A 17,685-nucleotide genomic window follows, 5' to 3' on the forward strand; every position below is an offset into this window, starting at 1 on the left:
TCAGGCCCCCGCGCCCGGCGGGGTGGTGAACCGTCGCGCCACGGCCGCGGCGAACTCGTCGCCGCGGTGGCCGTAGGAGCGGAACTGGTCCCAGGAGGCGCAGGCCGGGGCGAGCAGGACGGTGTCGTCGGCGCGCGCGAGGTCCGCGGCGCGCGCCACGACGAGGTCCATGAGGTCGCTCACGGAACCATCCTGCGGGAGGTCCACGGCGGCGACGGGGACGTCGGGCGCGTGTCGCCGCAGCGCGTCGGCGACGAGGTCGCGGTCGCGGCCGATGAGCACGGCGGCCCGCAGCCGGGGGCCGTGGGCGCGCACGAGGTCGTCGAAGGAGGCGCCCTTGGCGTCGCCGCCGGCGATCCACACGACGTGCTCGAAGGTGGCCAGCGAAGCGTTGGCGGCGTGGGCGTTGGTGGCCTTGGAGTCGTCGACGTACCGGACGCCCGCCGAGCGCGCGGGGTCCAGGACGGTCGCGACGCGGTGCGGGGCGGGGGTGAAGGCCCGCGCCCCGTTGCGGACCGCGACCTGCGGGACGCCGTGGGCGCGGGCCAGCGCGGCGGCGGCCAGGACGTTCTCGACGGTGTGCGGCGGGACCGGGTCGCTGGAGCCCTCCGGACGCAGGTCGGCCAGGGAGCACAGCTCGGCGGCGTGCGACTGGCGCTGCTCGACGAAGGCGCGGTCGCACAGGACGTCCTCGACGAGCCCGAGCATCGACAGCCCCGGCGCCCCGCGGGTGAACCCGACGGCCCGGGCGCCCTCGACGACGTCGGCCTCGCGCACGAGGTCCTCGGTGCGCGGGTCGGCGACGTTGTAGACGCAGGCGACCTCGGTGTTCTGGTAGATGCGGCCCTTGGCCAGGGCGTACGCCTCCAGCGAGCCGTGCCAGTCGAGGTGGTCGGGGGCGATGTTCAGCACCGCGGAGGCCCGGGGCCGCACCGAGCTCTCCAGGTCGGTGGACAGCCAGTGCAGCTGGTAGCTGGACAGCTCCACCGCCAGGACCTCGTAGGCGTGCGGGTGCCGCAGCGCCTCCACCAGGGGGGTGCCGACGTTGCCGGCGCTGGTGGCGCGCAGCCCGGCGGCGCGCAGCATCGAGGCCAGCAGCTCCACCACGGTCGTCTTGCCGTTGGTGCCCGTCAGCGTCAGCCAGGGCGCGGCACCGGTCTCGGGGCGCATCCGCCAGGCGAGCTCGACGTCGCCCCAGACGGGCACGCCGGCCAGGGCGGCGGAGACGAGCAGCGGGGCGTCGGGGTGCCAGCCGGGCGAGGTGACGACGAGGTCGAAGGCGTCCCACGGGACCGGCGGCGCGCCGACGTGCTCGGGCCCGAGGTGGACGGTGGCGCCGAGGACCTCCAGCAGCTGCGCCTTCTCCCGCTGGGCCTCCCCCGTCGCGGCGTCGACGACGACGACCTCGGCGCCGACCTCCAGGAGCGCGTCGGCGGCGGCGAACCCGGACAGGCCGATGCCCGTGACGAGGGTGCGCAGCCCGGCCCAGCGGGAGGTGAGGTGCCGCAGCTCGCGGACGCGGTCGGTGTCGTCGGCCCGGGGGTTGGGGTTGCCGAGCCAGGAGTCGAAGACCCTCACGCGCCCGTCACCCACTGCGCGTAGAAGACGCCCAGGCCCAGGGACACGAACAGCCCGGCGATGATCCAGAACCGGATGACGATCGTGACCTCACCCCACCCGGCGAGCTCGAAGTGGTGCTGCAGCGGTGCCATCCGGAAGACGCGTCTCCCCGTGAGCTTGAAGCTGCCGACCTGGAGGATGACCGACAGCGTGATGATGACGAACAGGCCGCCGAGGACGACCAGCAGGATCTGCGTGCGGGACAGGATGGCCAGACCGGCCAGCGCCCCGCCCAGGGCCAGGGACCCGGTGTCCCCCATGAAGATCTTCGCCGGGCTGGCGTTCCACCACAGGAACCCGAAGCAGGCGCCCATGACCGAGGCCGCCACGACGGCCAGGTCGCGCGGGTCGCGGACCTCGTAGCAGCGGGCCTCGACCTCGCGCAGCGTCCAGCAGCTCTGGTTGGACTGGAAGGTGCAGATGAGGACGTAGGCCGCCAGGACCATCGTCGTGGCCCCGGTGGCCAGGCCGTCCAGGCCGTCGGTGAGGTTCACGCCGTTGCTGACGGCGGAGGTGATGAGCAGCACCCACACGACGAACGCGATGGTGCCGCCGACCGCCCCGAACCAGGCCAGGTCCAGCGGGGTGTCGCGCAGGACGGAGATGCGCGTCGAGGCCGGTGTCGCGTGGCCGCTGGCCTCGGAGGGGAACTGCAGGGCCAGGACCGCGAAGGCGATCCCCACGACGCCCTGGCCGATGAGCTTGGCGCGGGCCGTGAGCCCGAGGCTGCGCTGCTTGGAGATCTTCAGGAAGTCGTCGAGGAACCCGACGACGCCCAGCCCGGTCATGAGCCCCAGGCACAGCAGGCCCGACACCGTCGGCGCGCGGCCGGTGAACAGGTGCGCGGCCGCGTACGCCAGCAGCGCGGCCAGGATGATGACGACACCGCCCATGGTGGGCGTGCCGCGCTTGGTGTGGTGCGTGGTCGGCCCGTCGTCGCGGACGAACTGGCCGTACTTGCGGTGCACGAGCCACCGGATGTACAGCGGTGTCCCGAAGAGGGCGACGACGAGCGAGAACGCTCCCGCGATGAGGACGGTCCTCACGTCTGTGACGCCTCCGCACTGATCAGGGTCTCGGCGAGCCGGCTCAGGCCCGCACCGTTGGACGACTTCACCAGGACCACGTCCCCGGGCCGCAGCCGGGGGGTCAGGAACTCCAGGGCGGCGTCGACGTCGTCGGCGAACGCGGCCTCCTCGCCCCAGGACCCCTCCATGACGGCGCCGGTGTAGACCGGTCGGGCCCCGGCGCCGACGACGAGGAGCTGGTCGACGTCCAGGCGCACGACGGTGCGGCCCACGAGGTCGTGCTCGTCGCGGGAGGCGGCGCCCAGTTCGAGCATCTCGCCGAGGACCGCCCACGTGCGGCGGCCACCGGCCATCCCCACGAGGGCCTTGAGGGCGGCGCGCACCGAGTCGGGGTTGGCGTTGTAGGCGTCGTGGACGACGGTCACCCCGTCGGCGCGCTCGACGACCTGCATCCGCCCGGGGCTGGCCGGGTCCGCGGCGGACAGGGCCGCGGCGACGTCGCCGACCGAGCCGCCGGTGCCGAGCGCGACGGCGGCGGCCGCGAGCGCGTTGGTCACCTGGTGCTCGCCGTGCAGCCGCAGCTGGACGGACGCGGAGGCCCCGGCGTGCTCGAGGCGGAAGCCGGGGCGGGCGTGGTCGTCGAGCACCACGTCGACCGCGCGGACGTCGGCGTGCGGGCCGCGGCCGAAGGTCAGGACCCGGGCGGTGGTGCGCGGGGCCATGGCCGCGACGCGGTCGTCGTCGGCGTTCAGGACGGCCAGGCCGTCGGCGGGCAGCGCCTCGACGAGCTCGCCCTTGGCCTGCGCGGTGGCCTCCAGGGAGCCGAACTCCCCCGCGTGCGCGGCGCCGACGACGAGTTCGACCCCGACGTCGGGGCGGGCGATGCGGCACAGGTGCGCGATGTGGCCGATGCCGCGGGCGCCCATCTCCACCACGAGGGAGCGCGTGCCCGCGTCGGCGCGCAGCACCGTCAGCGGGGCGCCGATCTCGTTGTTGAAGCTGCCCCGGGGCGCGACGAGCGGCCCGGGCAGGACCTGGGCGAGCAGGTCCTTGGTCGTCGTCTTGCCCTGCGATCCCGTGACGCCGACGACGAGCGGTCCGGAGCCGTCGCGGCGCAACCGGTCCAGCACCCCGGCGGCCAGGCGCCCCAGGGCGGCGACCGCGTCGTCGACGACGACGAGCGCGGCCCCGGCGGGCAGGTCCACCTCGCGCTCGGCCAGCACGACGCTCGCCCCGCCGGCGACCGCGGCGGCGGCGTAGTCGGCGCCGTCGACGCGTTCACCGGGCAACGCCACGAACAGCGAACCCGGTGCGGCGGCGCGGGAGTCGATGACCACCGGTCCCCCGGTCGAGATCGGCGGGTCCTGCGCGGTCGAGGGGGCGTGGACCCGGCCACCGGCCAGCTCCGCCACCTCCGCCGCGGTGAGCGGGATCACTGCGCACCTCCTCGCGCGGCGGTCGCCGCGCTCCATCGTCCGAGCTCCTCGGCGGCGACCTCGCGGTCGTCGAACGGCGCCACCACCCCGGCGGTCTCCTGCCCGGTCTCGTGCCCCTTGCCGGCGAGCAGGACCGTGTCGTGCTCGCCGGTGCACCGGGACAGCGCGGCGGCGACCGCCGCGCGGCGGTCGGCGACCTCCACGACCTCACCGGCCCCGTGCGCCTCCCGCGCGCCGGCCAGGACCGCGGCGCGGATCGCGGCCGGGTCCTCCGAGCGCGGGTTGTCGTCGGTGACGACGACCACGTCGGCGACGGCGGCCGCCGCGGCCCCCATGAGCGGGCGCTTGCCGCGGTCGCGGTCCCCGCCGGCCCCGACGAGCGCCACGAGCCGGCCCGGGGTGAGGGCGCGCAGCGTCCGCAGCACCCGGTCGAGGGCGTCGGGGGTGTGGGCGTAGTCGACGACCACGAGCGGGGCCCCGTCGCGCACGACGGGCTGCATCCGGCCCGGGACCCCCTCGGCGGCGGCCAGCCCCCGCTCGACGGTGGCGGCGGCCAGCCCCAGCCGCAGGGCGGACACGACGGCCAGGGCGGCGTTGGCGACGTTGAAGTCCCCCGGCAGCGGGCACGTCAGGTGCAGGTCGGCCCCGGGGCCGGTGAGCCGGAAGGTGCTGCGGGCGCGGTCGGTCACCACGTCGCCGACGCGCCAGTCCACGCCCGGGCCCGTCCCGACGGTCTCGACGGGCACGCCGGAGCGCGCGGCCAGCCGCGCGCCCCACGGCTGGTCGGGGTCCACCCAGACGACGCCGCGGCGGGAGTGGGCGGGGGTGAACAGCTGCGCCTTGGCCGCGAAGTAGTCCTCCATCGACCCGTGGAAGTCCAGGTGGTCCTGGGACAGGTTGGTGAAGGCGGCGACGTCGAGGACCAGGCCGTCGACGCGGTGCAGCGCCAGGGCGTGGGAGGAGACCTCCAGGGCGCAGCCGCGCACGCCCGCGGCGACCATGCGCGCCAGCAGGGCGTGCAGGTCCGGCGCCTCGGGGGTCGTGCGGACGCTGCCGACGCGCTCACCGGCGATGCGGGTCTCGACCGTTCCCAGCAGACCCGTGGTCCAGCCGGCCGACCGCAGCACCGCCTCGACGAGGTAGGCCGTCGTCGTCTTGCCGTTGGTCCCGGTGACGCCGAACGTCGTCAGCGCCTCCCCGGGACGCCCGAAGACGCGGCTGGCGAGGTCGCCCAGGACGGCGCGGGGGGTGTCCACCACGAGCACCGGCAGCCCGGTCGCCTCGGCCTGCTCGCGGCCGGCGGGGTCGGTCAGGACGGCGACGGCACCGGCGCGCGCGGCCTGGTCGCTGAACCGCGCACCGTGCACGTTCGCGCCCGGCAGCGCGGCGTAGAGGTCGCCGGGGGCGACGCGGCGCGAGTCGAGGGTGACCCCGAGGACGGGGGTCGCGAGGTGCTCGGGAGCGGTTCCGGGGAAACGGGTGCCGAGGACCTGCGCGAGGTCCGCGAGGGTGAGCTGTTCGCCGTGGGTCATCGGCACGGTGGGAGGTTACCCGTCCGCGCAGCGCTTCCCGAACCGGTCGCGGTGCGTGTCGGGCGACGGGTCGTCCGGGGCGGTCGGTTCACTGCCCGGCGGTGTCCCCGACGGCACCCGTGGTGATCTCCTGCTCGGCCTCGGCGTCCCCGCCCCAGGTCAGCGGCAGGTCCGCCGGCGGCTGGGAGGAGGGGGCGACCCCGCGACGGGCCAGGGCGTACGTCATGACGTCCTTGAAGACCGGCCCGGCGGCCGAACCCCCGTAGTAGTTCGTCTTGGGGTCCTGCAGGATGACCGCGACGACCAGTTCGGGCTCGTCGGCGGGGGCCAGCCCGATGAACGAGGCCGTGTACCCGGAGTACCGGCCCAGGTCGGAGTCGTAGCGGTTCGCCGTGCCGGTCTTGCCCGCCACGAGGTACCCCGGGATGGCGGCGTCGGCGGCCGTGCCGGACTCGCCGACGACGGCTTGCATCATGTCCCGCAACGTCTTCGCCGTCGCCGCGCTGACGACCCGGGTGGTCTCCCCAGCGGGTTCGGCCGTGTAGTTCCCCTGGGGGTCGGACGTCCCGGCGATGAGCGTGGGTTCGGTGCGCACACCGTCGTTGGCGATGGTCGCGAACACCGACGCGGCCTGCACGGCGTTCACCGACAGCCCCTGCCCGAACATCACCGTGTAGCGCTGGGTCCCGGAGTAGTCCTCGGGTTTCGCCACGATGCCGCCGGTCTCCCCCGGGAACTCCAGCGTCGTCCTGCTGCCGAAGCCGAAGGCGCGCTGGTAGCGGTAGAGGACCTCCGCGGTCATCTTCTCCCCGGCCAGGATCGTGCCGATGTTGCTGGACTGGGCCAGGACGCCGGCGAGGGTGAGCCGCTCGTCGCCGTGCTCGTGGGAGTCGTGGAACGTCTTGTCCGACCGCTTCAGCTCACCGGGCACCGTGAACCGGCTGGCGGCCGTGTCGACGCCCTCCTCCAGCGCCGCGGCCATCGTGACGACCTTCGCCGTCGACCCCGGTTCGAAGGACTCGGTGAGCGCCGTGTTCTGCAGCTGCGCGTTCGTGAGGTGCGCGAGGTTCGTCGGGTCGATGCTCGGGGCGCTGGCCAGGGCCAGCAGCCGCTGCTCCTTGTCCATGATGACGACCGTCCCGGAGCGGGCGCCCGTCTCGGCGACCTTCGCGGCGATCGCCGACTGGGCCTTCCACTGCAGGTCGGAGTCGATCGTCAGGTGCAGCGACGTCCCGTCGACCGGCTCGGTCGTCTCGCGGTTGCCCAGCGGGATCTCCTGACCGCCCAGGCTGCGCTCGTAGCGCATGAGGCCGTTGCGGCCCTGCAGGAGGTGCTGGTCGGCGCTCTCGAGGCCGGACAGCGGTTTGTCGACGGTGTTGCCGTGCGCGTCGGTCTCGGCGGTGCCGAGGATGCCGACGAGCGTGGAGGACGCGGCCCCCGTCGGGTAGATGCGCTGGGTCTGGCGCACGGACGTGATCCCGGCGATGCCGAGGTCGGAGACCTGCTGCCACAGCTCGGGGGTGATGCCGACGGCGACCTTGGCGTACCGGTTGGTGCCGGTGAGCTTGGCCGTCAGGGTCTCCTCGTCGATCCCGAGGACGGGCGCCAGCAGCGCGGCCGCGCCCGCAGGCCCGGTCCCGTACCGCTCCTCGAGCTGCTTGCCGTTGCGCAGGTTGAACCCGCTGATGGTCCGGGGGTCGGCGATGACGTCGCGCCGCTCCACCGACGTCGCCAGGACGACGCCCTCGTCGTCGAGGATGTCCCCGCGCTTGGCGTACAGCGTCGTCTCGGAGGTCCGCTGCTCCAGGGCGCGGTCGGCCAGGGCGTTGGCGTCGGCGCCCTGCAGCTGCACGAGCCGGCCGCCCAGGACGGTGAGCCCGCCCAGCACCCCGAGGGTGTAGACGCGCATCCGCATGTCGGGCCGCGGGTTCTGGTCGGCGGGCTGGGGACGGCGGCGGGACACGCGGGAACCTCTCGGGCCGGGGTGGGCGGGCGGCGTCAGCGCGCCGCGCTCGCCGTCGGGCTGGGCGCCGGGGTGGCCTTCCCGACCACCCCGTGCTCGGACAGGTGCACGGGGTCGGGGGCGGCGACCATGCCGAGCTGCTGGGCGCGCCGGGCCAGCTGCTCCGGGGAGGACTGCTGGGCCAGGGACTCCGCGACGGCCTGCTGCTCGTTGCTCAGCCGCTGCGACTGGACCTGCAGGTCGGTGATCTCGTACGCGTCGCCGGCGATGGCGATGTTCGTCATGAGCAGGCCGAGCAGACCCAGGGTCAGCAGCAGCACGCACGCCACGGGCAGCGGCAGGCGCAGCCGGCGCACCACCGGCGGGGTGACGACCTGGAGCTCGGGGCGCGCCTCGGCAGACGTCTTGAGCTGGCGGACCGGAGCGTTCCGGGCCGCGATCAGGGGCTGGCTCATCACGGCGTCCTTCCGTCGGTCGTGCCGGGCTCGTCCGGCTCGAGGGTTTCGTGGTTCTGCCGGTCGCGGCGCCTGCGGGTCGGGCTGCGCGGGTCGTGCTGGCGGTGGCGGTCGGGGGGTCTGGGGGAATTCTCCTCGGGCAGGCGACGCACCGCACGCAGGCGCGCCGACGCGGCGCGCGGATTCTCCGCCAGTTCGTGCTCGTCGGCCTGTTCCCCGCCGCGCGTGAGGAGTTCGGCGCGCGGCCCGGATCCGGCCGGCACGAACGGCAGGTCCGGCGGCGCCGAGCTCGAGGACAGTTGCCGCAGAACGTTCTTCACGATCCGGTCCTCGAGGGAGTGGAACGTCAGGACGGCCAGGCGACCGTCGGGCGCGAGCCGCTCGAAGGCGGCCGGCAGGGTGCGCTCGACGACCCCGAGTTCGTCGTTCACGGCGATGCGCAGGGCCTGGAAGGTGCGTTTGGCGGGGTTGCCCCCGGTGCGCCGCGTGGCGGCAGGCACGTTGTCCCGCACCAGGTCCACGAGCCGGGCGGAGTTGGCGAACGGCGCCGACTGGCGTTCGCGCAGGACGGCCGAGGCGATGCGCGGGGCGAACTTCTCCTCGCCGTAGGTCCGCAGGACGCGCGTCAACTCGCTGTGGGAGAACGTGTTCAGCAGGTCCGCGGCGGTGGGCCCGACCGTGGGGTCCATGCGCATGTCCAGCGCGGTGTCCCGCGCGTAGGAGAAACCCCGGTCGTCGTCGTCGAGCTGCAGGGACGAGACGCCGAGGTCGAGGAACACCGCGTCGACGGTCTCCAGACCCAGGTCGTCCAGGGCCTCGGTGAAGTCGTCGGAGACGCTGTGGACGAGGGTGACGCGGTCGCCGAACTCGTGCAGGCGGTGGGCGGCGAGTTCCAGGGCGTGGGGATCGCGGTCCATGCCGACCAGCCGCAGCCCGGGGTGCCGGCGCAGGAGTTCGGCGGCGTGCCCGCCCATGCCGAGGGTGAGGTCCACGCTGACCGCGCCCTCGTGCTGCAGGGCCGGGGACAGCACCTGCGTGCAGCGCTCGAGCATGACCGACGCGTGCCGGCTCGCGGCCTCCGCGGCACGCGTGCCGGGCGACCGCCGGTCGTCCACCTGGTCCACCCCCTGCCCCGCCGTCCGCACCGCCGTCACGCCCTGCCACCTCTGGTCCGCTGGAGCCGTCGACCCCGGTCCCCATCCGCTCGGTTCCCCGGGCCCTGGCGCCGGGGAAGTGGCGTCAGGACCGTCGGGGACCGGGCGGCTGGAGGCCGCGCCCGACGGACCTCGAGCCGTCGACGGCTCGAGGGTGAGGATCAGAGGATCCCCGGCAGGACCTCCTCGCTGCGTTCGGCGAAGGACGTCTCGGCGTCCTGCAGGTAGGTCTCCCAGGTGGGCAGGTCCCACAGCTCGACGCGGCTGCCGGCGCCGATGACGGCGACGTCGCGGTCGAGCCCGGCGTACTGGCGCAGCAGCGGGGGCACGGTGACGCGGCCCTGCTTGTCCGGGACCTCGCTCGAGGCACCCGACAGGAAGACGCGCTGGTAGTCGCGCGCCTCCTTGTTGGTGAGCGGCGCTCGCCGCAGCTCCTCGTGCATCCGCTGGAACTCCTGCATCGGGAAGACGTAGAGGCAGCGGTCCTGCCCCCGGGTGATCACCAAACCGTCGAGCAGCTGGTCCCGGAAACGCGCCGGGAGGATCAGCCGCCCCTTGTCGTCCAGTCGAGGGGTGTGGGTGCCCAGGAACACCACGCACCTCCACCGAACGGCTTCGTGCCTGTTCGTCCGACCCCCTGTGGACCAGACTCCTCCACCGTACTCCACTTTCCTCCACCGTCAACGCCGTTCGACCCAGAGTGACGGCGCGACTGCGGTGTCGACCCAGGTCAGAGGCGGTGCGGCGCGGTGGGGCAGCTCGGGGCCCGTCACCGTCGTCACCGTCCGCACACGGCCCGCCGGACCGCTCCACGGGCCCCGCGCGGCCGCCCCCGGGCCCCGGGACCGCCGCGGACACCCACGGGTGGGGGGAAGTGGGGGTGGCGGGGGCCGGTCGTCCCCCCGCGGGTGCGCCGGTGGACGGGCGGAGGGGGTGCCCCGTGGGGCACAGTGGAGGCGTCCGGCGCCGGTGCCCGGTCGTCGGGTCCCCACGGCCCCGCGGCCGGGCACCGCACGCCGGGGACGGACGTTCGATCCCGCGACGTCCACCGAGCGGAGACGAGGGCACGTGACCACGACGAGCGCACTTCCCGGCAGCCACCCCGCAGAGCCCCTGCCCCTCCCCCCGCAGGAGCTGCCCGCCGCGCTCGACCGGCTGCGCAGCACCGCCGACGCGCTCGCCGCCGCCGTCGACGGGGTGATCCAGGGCAAGGACGAGACGGTCCGGCTCGCCCTGACCGTGCTGTTCGCCGAGGGGCACCTGCTGGTCGAGGACGTCCCCGGCGTCGGCAAGACCATGCTCGCCAAGTCGCTGGCCCGCGCCGTCCAGGGCACGGTCCGGCGCATCCAGTTCACCCCCGACCTGCTGCCCAGCGACGTCACCGGGTCCAGCGTCTGGAACCAGGAGCGGGCCGCCTTCGAGTTCCGCCCCGGCGCGGTGTTCGCCAACGTCGTCATCGGCGACGAGATCAACCGCGCCTCGCCCAAGACGCAGTCCGCGCTGCTGGAGTGCATGGAGGAGGGGCAGGTCACCGTCGACGGCACGACGTGGCAGCTGGACCGCCCGTTCATCGTCTTCGCGACGCAGAACCCCGTGGAGATGGACGGCACCTACCCCCTGCCCGAGGCCCAGCGCGACCGGTTCATGGCCCGCGTCTCCATGGGCTACCCCTCCGCCGCGGCCGAGCTGACCATGCTCAGCGAGCACGGGGCCACCGCACCGCTGGAGGCCGTCGAACCCGTCGTCGACGTCGCCGAGGTCCGGGAGCTGTCCGGCGCGGTCCGCGGCGTGCACGCGGCCGACGCCCTCAAGCAGTACGTCGTGGACCTCGTGCGCCGCACGCGCACCCACCCCGACCTGCGGCTGGGCGCCTCCCCCCGCGCCGCGCTGCACCTGCTGCGGGCCGCCCGGTCCCGGGCCGCGCTGCAGGGCCGCGACCACGTCCTGCCCGACGACGTGCAGGCCCTGGCCGTGCCCGTGGTCGCCCACCGCCTGCTGCTGACCGCCGACGCCCTCCTGGCCGGCCGCGACGGCGCGGACGTGGTGACCGACGTCCTGCGCACCACGGCCCTGCCCAGCCCGCGGTGAGCCCGTCCGCCTCCCCCGCCGGCGCCGTGCGCCTGCGGCCGACCCCCCGGGGGTGGGTCTTCGCCGGGGTGGGCCTGGTGGCCGGTGCGGGGGCCCCGCTGCTGGGTCAGCGCGACATCCTGCGCGTGGCCCTGCTGCTGCTCGTGCTGGTCGCGGTGGCCGCCTGGTCGACCCGGCGCAGCGCGCGGACCGTCGACCTCGTGTCGAGGTCCAAGGACGAGCTCGTCGAGGCCGGGGTCCCCAGCACCGTCCGGCTCGCCGTGGTCGGCCACGCCCGGGCTGGTGTCCGCCTCGTGGTGGAGGACCGCGCCCCCCTCGCCCTCGGCGGCACGACGCGGCTCGCCGTGCCGCGCCTGCGCGAGGACGAGACCCTCGACCTGGAGTACAGGGTGAGGTCGGAGGTGCGGGGCTCCTACTCCCTGGGACCCGCCACCGTCGTCGCCGTGGACGTCTTCGGCCTCGTGCGCGCGACCCGCACCCTCGGCGCCCCCGTCACCCTCGACGTCCTGCCGCGGGTCCACCCGCTGGCCGAGCTCACCCTCGGTGAGCTGGGCGGGTCCCGCGGTTCGTCGGCCAGCGCCTCCGCCGCGGCCGCCCCCGACGACGTCTCGATCCGCGAGTACCGCGTCGGCGACGACCTGCGGCGCGTGCACTGGCGCTCCACCGCCCGCCGCGGCGCCGTCATGGTCCGCTCCGACGAGCACCCCGGCCGCCCCGACGTCGTGGTGCTGCTGGACACCCGGACCGGCGCCCACGCCGGACCGGGAGCCGCCAGCTCCCTGGAGTGGGCCATCAGCGCCGCGGCCTCGGTCGCCGCGCACCTGCAGCGGCGCCGGCACCGGGTGCGCCTCCTGCACGACGGCGCCTTCGACCCCCCGCGGGAGCTGGACGACACCTCGGCCGTGCGCGGGCTCATGCGGTCCCTGGCCCGGTTGCGCCCCGGCCCCGCGGACGGGCTGGCCCGCTCGGTGGCCGCGTTGGGCCGCGGGGAGTCGACGCTGCTGGTCGCCGTGCTCGGCGCGGTCGACGAGGCCGACGTCGCCCCCCTGCTGTCCGCCCGCCCGCTGGGCGTGCCCGCGCTGGCGGTGCTGCTGCGCACCACCGCGTGGGGCGGCTCCGAGGACACCGCCTCCCCCGGCCTCGAACGGGCCCGGCTCGTGCTGGCGCGCGCCGGCTGGCGGACGGCCGTGGCCGGGCCCGGTGACACCGTGCCCGAGGTCTGGGCCCACCTGGCGCGCGCCGGGTCCGGCGGTTCCCCGACCCCGGCGGTCCCGCCCCCCGCCCCGCCCACCACCGCCACCCCCACCACAGTCGAGGAGGTCACCCCGTGACACGCAGCGCCCGCACCGCCCTGTGGGCCGCAGCCGCCAGCGCCGCCGCGGTGCTCACCCTGCGCCCGCTGGTCGTCTCCTCCGGCTGGGTCGTCGGCGCGCTCGGGGTGGTGTGCGCCGTGGCCGGTGCGGGTCTGCTCGTGCGGGGCCTGTTCCACCGGCGCGGCCTGGCCGTCGCGGTCCAGGCCCTCGTGGTGCTGGGCGTCCTGGTGGTCCTGTTCAACGGCGGGACGGCGCTGGCGGGCGTCGTGCCGACACCGGCCACGTTCTCCCGGCTGGCCCAGCTCGCGGCCGACGGCGTGCAGGTCGTGCAGCGGTACAGCGTCCCGGCCGTGGACCTGCGCGGCCTGCGGCTGCTGCTCGTCAGCGGCGCCGGACTGGTGGCGTTCGCGGTGGACCTGTTCGCGGTGACGCTGCGGCGGCCGGCGCTGGCGGGGGTGCCGCTGCTGGGTGTGGTCGCGGTGCCCCTGGCCCTGACCCCGGGCGGGTCGAGCGCGATCGCCTTCGTCGTGGCGGCCGTGCCGTTCCTCGTGCTCCTGGCCGGGGACCGCCGCCCCGCGCCGCGGCGCAGCGCCTCCGGCGGCGGCCGCTCGGTGGTGGGGGTCACGGCGGGCGCGACGGCCGCGGTGGCGCTCGTGGCCGCCGTCGCCGTCCCCGCCGCGGTCCCCGACCTCGACGAGCGACCCCTGACCATCGACACCGGGCCCGGCGACACGATCGCGGTGATCAACCCGATCCTGAACCTCAAGGCCTCGCTGGGGGCGCGCTCGGACGCGACGATCATCACCTACCAGACCGACGAGCCCGACCCCGCGCCGCTGCGCATCGTGACGGCCGACGTCTTCGACGGGCAGACGTGGGCGCCGAGCACGGGGGCGGACATCCCCCGCAGCCAGCGCGTGCAGGACGGGCTGACCCAGGCCCCCGGCCTCTCCGACGCCGTGCGGGACGCCTCGGTGGTGCGGACGACGTCCATCGCGGTCCGCGGCCTGGACCAGACGTACCTGCCGCTGCCCTACCCGAGCGTGCGCGTCGACATCGCCGGGGACTGGCTGTTCGAGAAGGACAGCCTCAACGTCGTCGGGGACGGGGAGACGACGCGGGGCCGGTCGTACACGGCGACCCACCTGGAGGTCGACCCCACCGAGGCGGAGCTGCGGGCCGCGCCCCGAGAGGCGCCGGACGACGTCCAGGAGCGGTACACCGCCCTGCCGGACTCGCTGCCGCAGGTGGTGCGGGACACGGCGGTGCAGGTGACGCAGGGGTCGACCGACCACTACGAGCAGGCCGCGGCGCTGCAGCGGTACTTCCGCTCCACGGGCGGGTTCACCTACTCCACGACCGCGCCGAACGACGGCGGCGCCGACGCCGTCGCGACTTTCCTCAACGAGAAGTCCGGGTTCTGCGTCCAGTTCGCCTCGGCGATGGCCGTGATGGCCCGCTCGCTGGGCATCCCCGCGCGGGTGGCCATCGGGTTCCTGCCGGGTGAGGAGGTCGCGGACGGGCAGACCAGCGGCGGGCGCTGGCGGATCAGCGCGCAGGACGCCCACGCGTGGCCGGAGCTGTACTTCGACGGCGTGGGGTGGGTGCGGTTCGAGCCGACCCCGGCGACCCGCACGGGCCAGTCCCCGGCCTGGACGACGCCGGCGATCACCTCCCCGGCGGCGCCGTCGGTCTCCCCCGGCGCGGCGCTGCCCAGCGCGTCGGCCACGACCGCGACGGCGACGGCCAGCACCTCGACCGCCACGACGTCGGCCGCGGCGGCCCAGGCCGAGCCGACCGGCTGGGACCGGTTCGCGGCGCTGCCGTGGGGCTGGATCCTCGGGGCGCTGCTGCTGGTCGTGGCGGCGCTGACCCCGCGGGTCTCCGCGGCCCGGCTGTCGCGGCGGCGCTGGGCCCGGGTCGAGGACCGGGCGAGCTCGGCGGAGGCCGCGTGGAGCGAGCTGACCGACCGGGTGCACGACCTCGGGCTGAGCTGGCCGGCCTCCGCGACGCCCCGGCAGCGGGAGGCGGCCCTGGGCGGTCTCCTGCAGGCGGGGTCACCGGCGGGGGTGGAGCTGCAGCGGGTGCGGGCAGCGGTCGAGAGCGCCCGCTTCGGCGCGGCCCCCGCGCGCGGCGGGGTCCTGCTGGACGAGCGGACCGACCGGCAGTCGGGCCGTCTCGTGCGGTCGCAGGTGGACGTCGTCGTCGACGCCGTCGCGGCGACCCGGCCCCGGTGGCGGCGGTGGCGGGCCCGGTTGTTCCCGATGGCCGGGGTGCGGCGCTTCCTGGACTGGTGGGACGCGGACTGACGGCACACGAGGAGGCCCCCGTCGCGGTGCGGCGGGGGCCTCCTCGTGCCGGGCCGGAGCGGTGGTGCGCGCCCGGGAACGGGAACGGGCGCCGCGGAGTCCGCGACGCCCGTTCGATCTCACCGTCCGGGAGACGGTGAGGAAGTGTTCACCACTGACCGCGGCGACGGTCCCACCGCTGCTCGAGGCGTTCCATGAATGACCCGGTGCGCCGCGACTTCCCGGGTCGCGGCGGGCGCGGAGCACCCGTGGGTGGCTGCCCGGTGGCTGCCCCCGATGCTCCCCGAGCCGGTGAGAAGGCCCAGATCGTGCCGGCGAGCATGACGATGAAACCGCCTGCCCCCAGCCAGACCTGGCTCGTGCTCACCCCGATGATGAGGAGCACGAGACCCACCACGACGGCAGCGATGCCGATGACGAGGCGCCGCTTGGCGGCACGTCCGTGACGGGAACCCTTCATGGCGTTGGCGAACTTGGGATCGTCCGCGGACAGCGCACGTTCCATCTGCTCGAGCAGACGCTGCTCATGTTCCGAGAGCGGCACCTGTACCTCCTGGCGTGCGCACGTTGTCGTCCAAGGATATGTCCCTGCGGCGGTGGGCGAAACTCGACTTACCACATCGTCCCCCACCGGCGGCCCTGCTGCCGGGCGGTTCGCGTGTCCCGTCCTCCCGCTGGGGCAACGAGGGAACCGTCCGTCCGGTTCCGCCGCAGGTCAGGGGCCTGCGCGGGGGTCCGGAGGGCTCACGGCCGGTGCAGCAGGGTGGCGGGTCTCACACTGCCCGCCCCGAAGCGGGCGCCCGCACGGTCCACGGCGCTGTCGGCCTCGCGCCAGCCGTGGGTCCGCTCGCCCAGGACGAGCTGGCGCGGGGAGGTCGCCGACTCGGCCAGCCCCTCCAGCCGGACCCCGACCAGGCGCAGCCGGGCGCGGTCCAGACCGAGCGCGTCGAACAGGTCGCGGGCCGTGGCGTGGATCTCCCGGGTGACGTCGGTGCGCTCGCGCAGCGTCCGGGACCGGGTGATGGTCGTGAAGTCGGCGAAGCGGACCTTCAGCACGACGGTCCGCCCGGCCACCCCCCGCGCCCGCGCCCGCGCCGCGGTCCGCTCGGCCAGGCGCAGGAGTTCGCGGTGCACCAGGCGGGGGTCGTCGACGTCGCGGGAGAAGGTCTCCTCCGAGCCGATGCTGCGTTCGGGCACGACGGCGACGACGCGGCGCTCGTCCCGGCCCCACGCCAGGGCGTGCAGGTGCCGGCCGGTGGCTTCCCCCAACCCCCGCACCAGGGTGGCCACGGGGGTGTGCGCGACGTCGGCGACGGTGCGCAGGCCGAGCCGGGCCAGCGCCTCCTCGGTCCGCTCCCCCACCCCCCACAGCGCCCCGACCGGCAGGGAGTGCAGGAAGGGGACCGTCCGGGCGTGCGGGACGACGAGCAGACCGTCGGGCTTGGCCGCCCCGGAGGCCAGCTTGGCGACGAACTTCGTCGAGGCCACCCCCACCGAGCACGTGATGCCCTGCTCGTCGGCGACGCGGTCGCGCAGCACCTGCCCGATCCGGGCCGGGCTGCCCAGCCGGCGCACCGCCCCGGAGACGTCGAGGAACGCCTCGTCGAGGCTGAGCGGCTCCACGACCGGGGTGACCGAGCGGAACACCTCCATGACCCCGGCCGAGACCCGCGCGTAGTCCTCGTGGTGGGGGGCCAGGACGGTCGCGGTCGGGCAGAGCCGGCGAGCGCGGGACATCGGCATGGCCGCGTGGACACCGAACCGGCGCGCCTCGTAGGTCGCCGACAGCACCACGCCGCGCTCACCCCCGCCGACGACGACTGGGGTGCCGACGAGGTCGGGCCGGCGCAGCAGCTCCACGGAGGCGTAGAACGCGTCCATGTCGACGTGCAGCACCGTGCAGCCGGTGTCGTCGTCGCCCAGGCCCCAGCCGCCGGGGACGTCGGGGCGCGGCACCTGACGGCGGCTCACCGGGGCCCCGCCCCGGCCGGCGCCCGACCGGCCGCCCGGCCCGGCGCCGGGTCAGCGGGTGGCGTGCAGGTGCAGCTGACCGGCCAGGACCTGCAGCTCGGGCGAGGACGCGGCCAGGGACTCCAGCTGGAGCAGCAGCGCCACCTCGTCGTCGGACTCGGTGCTGGCCGGCGGCACGACGTCGCTGAAGGTGCGCGCCCCCTCGACCGCGGTGACGGTGAACCCGGCCTGCTCGGCCAGCGCCGTCGCGCTCGCCCGGTCGAACCGGCGGCGCAGCGGGTCGTTCGGGCTCCAGCGCCGCTCGTCCCCGGACAGGACGTGCAGGGCCTGGCCGAGCTGGCCGGCCAGGACGCGGGACAGCACGCTCGCGGGCCACTGGGCGACCAGCAGGCTGAGCCGCCCCCCGGCGCGCAGGGCGTCGTGGGCGGCGCGCAGGGCCGCGGCCGGGTCGTCGACGACCTCCAGGACGCCGTGGCACAGCAGGACGTCGGCGCTGCCGGGGCCGAGCAGGCCCGACAGCTCGGCCGCGTCCCCCTGGACGGACCGGACGCGGCCGGACAGGCCGGCCTCGACGGTGCGGCGCTCCAGCGCGGCGAGCGCGTCGGGCGAGGGGTCGACGACGACGACGCGGTGCCCGAGCGCGGCGACCCGCACGGCCAGCCCACCGGTCCCGCCCCCGAGGTCGACGACGGTGAGCTCGGGGGCGTCCAGGTCGGCGCTCGCCCCGGCGAGCAGACGCTGGACCCCCTCCCAGAGGACCGTCGACGTGCGGGGGCGGCCCCGTTCCTTCGCCACTCGTTCCTCCAGCCTCGTGCG

The 17,685-nt window shown here is 75.6% G+C and carries 14 protein-coding genes; 3 read left to right on the forward strand and 11 right to left on the reverse strand.

The annotated features are described in order from the left end of the window. The 8 genes from murD to mraZ all read right to left on the reverse strand — a co-directional run bounded on the left by murD (position 1) and on the right by mraZ (position 9,781). A complete protein-coding gene (gene murD, locus BJ968_RS02890; protein ID WP_343077776.1) occupies positions 1–1,578 on the reverse strand; it encodes a UDP-N-acetylmuramoyl-L-alanine--D-glutamate ligase in 1,578 nt (525 codons plus the stop codon). Continuing rightward, on the reverse strand, positions 1,575–2,666 hold the full coding sequence (gene mraY / locus BJ968_RS02895; protein WP_179749055.1) for a phospho-N-acetylmuramoyl-pentapeptide-transferase: 1,092 nt from the start codon (positions 2,664–2,666) through the stop codon (positions 1,575–1,577). The genes murD and mraY overlap by 4 nt, the downstream gene beginning before the upstream one ends. After that, positions 2,663–4,084 carry a UDP-N-acetylmuramoyl-tripeptide--D-alanyl-D-alanine ligase gene (locus BJ968_RS02900; RefSeq protein WP_179749057.1) on the reverse strand — a complete coding sequence of 474 codons (1,422 nt, stop codon included), beginning with the start codon at positions 4,082–4,084 and terminating at the stop codon, positions 2,663–2,665. The genes mraY and BJ968_RS02900 overlap by 4 nt, the downstream gene beginning before the upstream one ends. Next, complete coding sequence (locus BJ968_RS02905) at positions 4,081–5,616, reverse strand: UDP-N-acetylmuramoyl-L-alanyl-D-glutamate--2,6-diaminopimelate ligase (protein ID WP_179756110.1); 1,536 nt, start codon at positions 5,614–5,616, stop codon at positions 4,081–4,083. The genes BJ968_RS02900 and BJ968_RS02905 overlap by 4 nt, the downstream gene beginning before the upstream one ends. Positions 5,617–5,704: 88 nt before the next feature. Continuing rightward, positions 5,705–7,579, reverse strand: coding sequence for a penicillin-binding transpeptidase domain-containing protein (locus tag BJ968_RS02910; RefSeq protein WP_179749059.1), 1,875 nt, complete (start codon positions 7,577–7,579; stop codon positions 5,705–5,707). Positions 7,580–7,614: 35 nt separating this feature from the next. Further along, positions 7,615–8,034 carry a cell division protein FtsL gene (ftsL, locus tag BJ968_RS02915; RefSeq protein ID WP_179749062.1) on the reverse strand — a complete coding sequence of 140 codons (420 nt, stop codon included), beginning with the start codon at positions 8,032–8,034 and terminating at the stop codon, positions 7,615–7,617. Then, complete coding sequence (rsmH, locus tag BJ968_RS02920; RefSeq protein ID WP_179756112.1) at positions 8,034–9,086, reverse strand: 16S rRNA (cytosine(1402)-N(4))-methyltransferase RsmH; 1,053 nt, start codon at positions 9,084–9,086, stop codon at positions 8,034–8,036. The genes ftsL and rsmH overlap by 1 nt, the downstream gene beginning before the upstream one ends. A gap of 263 nt (positions 9,087–9,349) precedes the next feature. Beyond that, positions 9,350–9,781, reverse strand: a complete 432-nt coding sequence (mraZ, locus tag BJ968_RS02925) for a division/cell wall cluster transcriptional repressor MraZ (protein WP_179749064.1) — start codon at positions 9,779–9,781, stop codon at positions 9,350–9,352. Positions 9,782–10,256: 475 nt separating this feature from the next. Here mraZ and BJ968_RS02930 point away from each other — a divergent pair, with 475 nt between their 5' ends. Genes BJ968_RS02930 through BJ968_RS02940 form a run of 3 tightly spaced genes read left to right on the forward strand, consistent with a single transcriptional unit; the run spans position 10,257 to position 14,898 of the window. Beyond that, positions 10,257–11,276 carry an AAA family ATPase gene (locus tag BJ968_RS02930; RefSeq protein WP_179749066.1) on the forward strand — a complete coding sequence of 340 codons (1,020 nt, stop codon included), beginning with the start codon at positions 10,257–10,259 and terminating at the stop codon, positions 11,274–11,276. Next, positions 11,273–12,607: a DUF58 domain-containing protein gene (locus BJ968_RS26275; protein ID WP_179749068.1), complete on the forward strand. Its 1,335-nt coding sequence runs from the start codon at positions 11,273–11,275 to the stop codon at positions 12,605–12,607. Before BJ968_RS02930 ends, BJ968_RS26275 begins: the two co-directional genes overlap by 4 nt. Further along, complete coding sequence (locus tag BJ968_RS02940) at positions 12,604–14,898, forward strand: transglutaminaseTgpA domain-containing protein (protein WP_179749070.1); 2,295 nt, start codon at positions 12,604–12,606, stop codon at positions 14,896–14,898. The genes BJ968_RS26275 and BJ968_RS02940 overlap by 4 nt, the downstream gene beginning before the upstream one ends. Before the next feature lie 148 nt (positions 14,899–15,046). Here the strand turns inward: BJ968_RS02940 and BJ968_RS02945 are convergent, their stop codons facing one another. From BJ968_RS02945 to BJ968_RS02955, 3 genes are all read right to left on the reverse strand, one after another. After that, positions 15,047–15,442 carry a DUF3040 domain-containing protein gene (locus tag BJ968_RS02945; protein ID WP_179749072.1) on the reverse strand — a complete coding sequence of 132 codons (396 nt, stop codon included), beginning with the start codon at positions 15,440–15,442 and terminating at the stop codon, positions 15,047–15,049. A gap of 200 nt (positions 15,443–15,642) precedes the next feature. Further along, on the reverse strand, positions 15,643–16,869 hold the full coding sequence (gene dinB, locus BJ968_RS02950; protein ID WP_179749074.1) for a DNA polymerase IV: 1,227 nt from the start codon (positions 16,867–16,869) through the stop codon (positions 15,643–15,645). 51 nt (positions 16,870–16,920) lie between these two features. Next, positions 16,921–17,664: a methyltransferase domain-containing protein gene (locus tag BJ968_RS02955; protein WP_179749076.1), complete on the reverse strand. Its 744-nt coding sequence runs from the start codon at positions 17,662–17,664 to the stop codon at positions 16,921–16,923. Positions 17,665–17,685: the final 21 nt, after the last annotated feature.

The sequence above is a fragment of the Kineococcus aurantiacus genome (assembly GCF_013409345.1).
Lineage (GTDB): Bacteria > Actinomycetota > Actinomycetes > Actinomycetales > Kineococcaceae > Kineococcus > Kineococcus aurantiacus.

Coding starts and splice junctions, on each gene's coding strand:
- BJ968_RS02905 (WP_179756110.1), bottom strand. CDS start 5,616: ATGACCCACGGCGAACAGCTCACCCTCGCGGACCTCGCGCAGGTCCTC.
- ftsL (WP_179749062.1), bottom strand. CDS start 8,034: ATGAGCCAGCCCCTGATCGCGGCCCGGAACGCTCCGGTCCGCCAGCTC.
- rsmH (WP_179756112.1), bottom strand. CDS start 9,086: ATGCTCGAGCGCTGCACGCAGGTGCTGTCCCCGGCCCTGCAGCACGAG.